Source organism: Betaproteobacteria bacterium (assembly GCA_016791345.1).
Classification (GTDB): Bacteria; Pseudomonadota; Gammaproteobacteria; order Burkholderiales; family JAEUMW01; genus JAEUMW01.
The window spans coordinates 1-2,308 of the sequence record JAEUMW010000357.1 but is presented as its reverse complement, the minus strand read 5'-3'; the positions used below and the strand labels follow the sequence as shown (position 1 = coordinate 2,308).

3 protein-coding genes are annotated in these 2,308 nt (G+C 66.9%); all 3 read left to right on the top strand.

Annotated features, from left to right (window positions below; translation table 11 throughout):
• Positions 1 to 1,233: efflux RND transporter permease subunit (locus tag JNK68_14050; GenBank protein ID MBL8541465.1), on the top strand; the 1,233-nt coding region annotated here is incomplete at its 5' end.
• Positions 1,234 to 1,368: 135 nt separating this feature from the next.
• Complete coding sequence (locus JNK68_14045; protein MBL8541464.1) at positions 1,369 to 1,611, top strand: hypothetical protein; 243 nt, start codon at positions 1,369 to 1,371, stop codon at positions 1,609 to 1,611.
• 140 nt (positions 1,612 to 1,751) lie between these two features.
• The coding region (locus tag JNK68_14040) for a TolC family protein (GenBank protein ID MBL8541463.1) at positions 1,752 to 2,308 on the top strand (557 nt) is incomplete at its 3' end.

Below are 2,308 nucleotides of genomic sequence, written 5' to 3'. Positions count from 1 at the left end.
GCCGTCTTCATCGTGATGACCAAGGACACGCAGGCACGTGAGCGCGTCCGCTCGCGCCTGATGACCATGGTGAACGACGAATTCCCGCAGGCGTGGGTGCGCATCACGCGTCTTGAGCTCGGCCCGCCGGTCGGCTTCCCGGTCCAGTTCCGCGTCGTCGGCCCGGACACGCAGAAGGTGCGGGAGATCGCGCGCGAGGTGGAGAAGGTCGTGGCGTCCAGTCCCCAGGTGCGCGACGTCCAGCTCGACTGGAACGACCCGGTGCGCGTGCTGCGGGCGGACTTGGACCAGGACAAGGCGCGCGCGCTTGGCCTCGCGCCGGCCGACGTCGCCCTGGTGATTCAGACCGTGATGAACGGCGCGACGCTGTCCCATCTGCGCGAGCACGAGGACCTGATCGACATCGTCGCCCGTGCCGTGCCCTCCGAGCGCCTCGATCTCGATACGCTGAAGGACGTCAATCTCTTCACGCGCAATGGCACCGTCGTCCCGCTCTCGCAGGTTGCGAAGGTCGACTATGTGCTCGAGGAGCCGGTCCTGTGGCGCCGCAACCGCGACATGGCGATCACCGTGCGCGCCGATGTGAAGGACGGCGAGCAGGGCGTCTCCGCGACCCAGGCGATTCGTCCGCTGCTCGCGGACATCGAGGCGAAGCTGCCCTCCGGCTATCGCATCGATGTCGGCGGTGCCGTCGAGGAAAGCGACAAGGCCAACCGGGCGCTCGCGGCGGTCTTCCCGGTGATGTTGGTCACGATTTTGACGATCCTGATGTTGCAGCTGCAGAGCTTCTCGAAGATGTTCATGGTGTTCCTCACCGCGCCGCTCGGGATCATCGGGGTCGTTGCCGCGCTGCTGCTGTTCCAGGCGCCGCTCGGCTTCGTTGCGATCCTCGGCATCACCGCCTTGAGCGGGATGATCATGCGTAACTCGGTGATCCTGGTCGACCAGGTTCAGGCGGAGATCGACGCCGGGCGCGACACGTGGACCGCGGTCGTCGACGCGGCCGTCCACCGGACGCGTCCCGTGATGCTGACGGCGGCCGCCACCGTCCTGGCGATGATCCCGCTGACGCGCAGCATCTTCTGGGGCCCGATGGCCATCGCGATCATGGGCGGCCTGACCGTCGCAAGCGTGCTGACGATCTTCTTCGTGCCGGCGCTCTACGCCGCGTGGTTCAGGATCGGACGCCCCGTTGCTCCGAATGTGGCACCGGCGCCGACTCCGGCACTATGAAGCGCCCCATCCGGGGGTTGATACATCGACCACAGCCGGCAGCGATGGACAACAGACCGAACATCGACCTTTCACTTACCACTCGGCGATGGGATGCGACTAGGCTGTCTCCGAGTTTCGCTGGGGACACCCGCAATGCCTCTTGACTCCAAGCCCAAATACCCGAGCCGGCGCGCGTACGTGTTGAAGATGCGCGGCGATGCGCGGGCCGGTGCGCTCGCGGGTCGTCTCGAGAACCTCGTGACTGGCCGGAGCCGCGAGTTCACATCGGGTCACGAGCTGCTCGATTCGCTTGCCGGTGATCTCGAGGCGAACAGCGGCGAGCCCTCGATCGACGCAAACGGCAGTGATCGACTAGAGGGCTCCGACGAACCATGAAACTCTCATCGGATCACGATGCGCCGCTCGATGGGGCGCTCGCGGTAGACCCATCGGGGACTGCGCGGGCGGCGGGTCGCACGCGTCGCAAGGGCCGTTTGCGGTGGCCACTCGCGGCGGTGTGCGCATTGGGCCTCGGGATGCTGGCTACGGGGTGTTCGCTCGCGCCCGAATTTACCCGGCCGGCGCTACCGGTCGCGAACGAGTACCCTCCGGATGCTCCCAGGCCACCGGCTGCGAAGCCCGATGCGCGCCCCGCTCCGGAGATCGCGTGGCGCGACTACTTCACTGATCCGCAACTGCAGGCGATGATCTCGCAGGCGCTGGATGAGAACCGCGACCTGCGCGTTGCGGTCCTGCGCGTCCAAGAGGCGCGTGCCGCCTTCCAGATCCGCCGCGCCGACCAGTTCCCGACTCTCAATGTGAACGCGGGAGAGCTGCGGTTGGGGGTTCCCGCCGAAGTGAGCCAAACCGGGAGCGCGCGCACTTTGCCTGCGTACTACGTCGGCTTGAGCGTCGTCGGATGGGAGCTCGACTTCTGGGGCCGGGTGCGCAATCTCAAGGACGCCGCGCTGGAGCAGTACCTCGCGAGCGACGACGCCAGGCGCGCAGTCACCGTGAGTCTCGTCGCGCAGGTGGCCGACGGTTACTTCACACTGCGCGAGCTCGACGAGCGCATTCGGATCACTCGCGACAC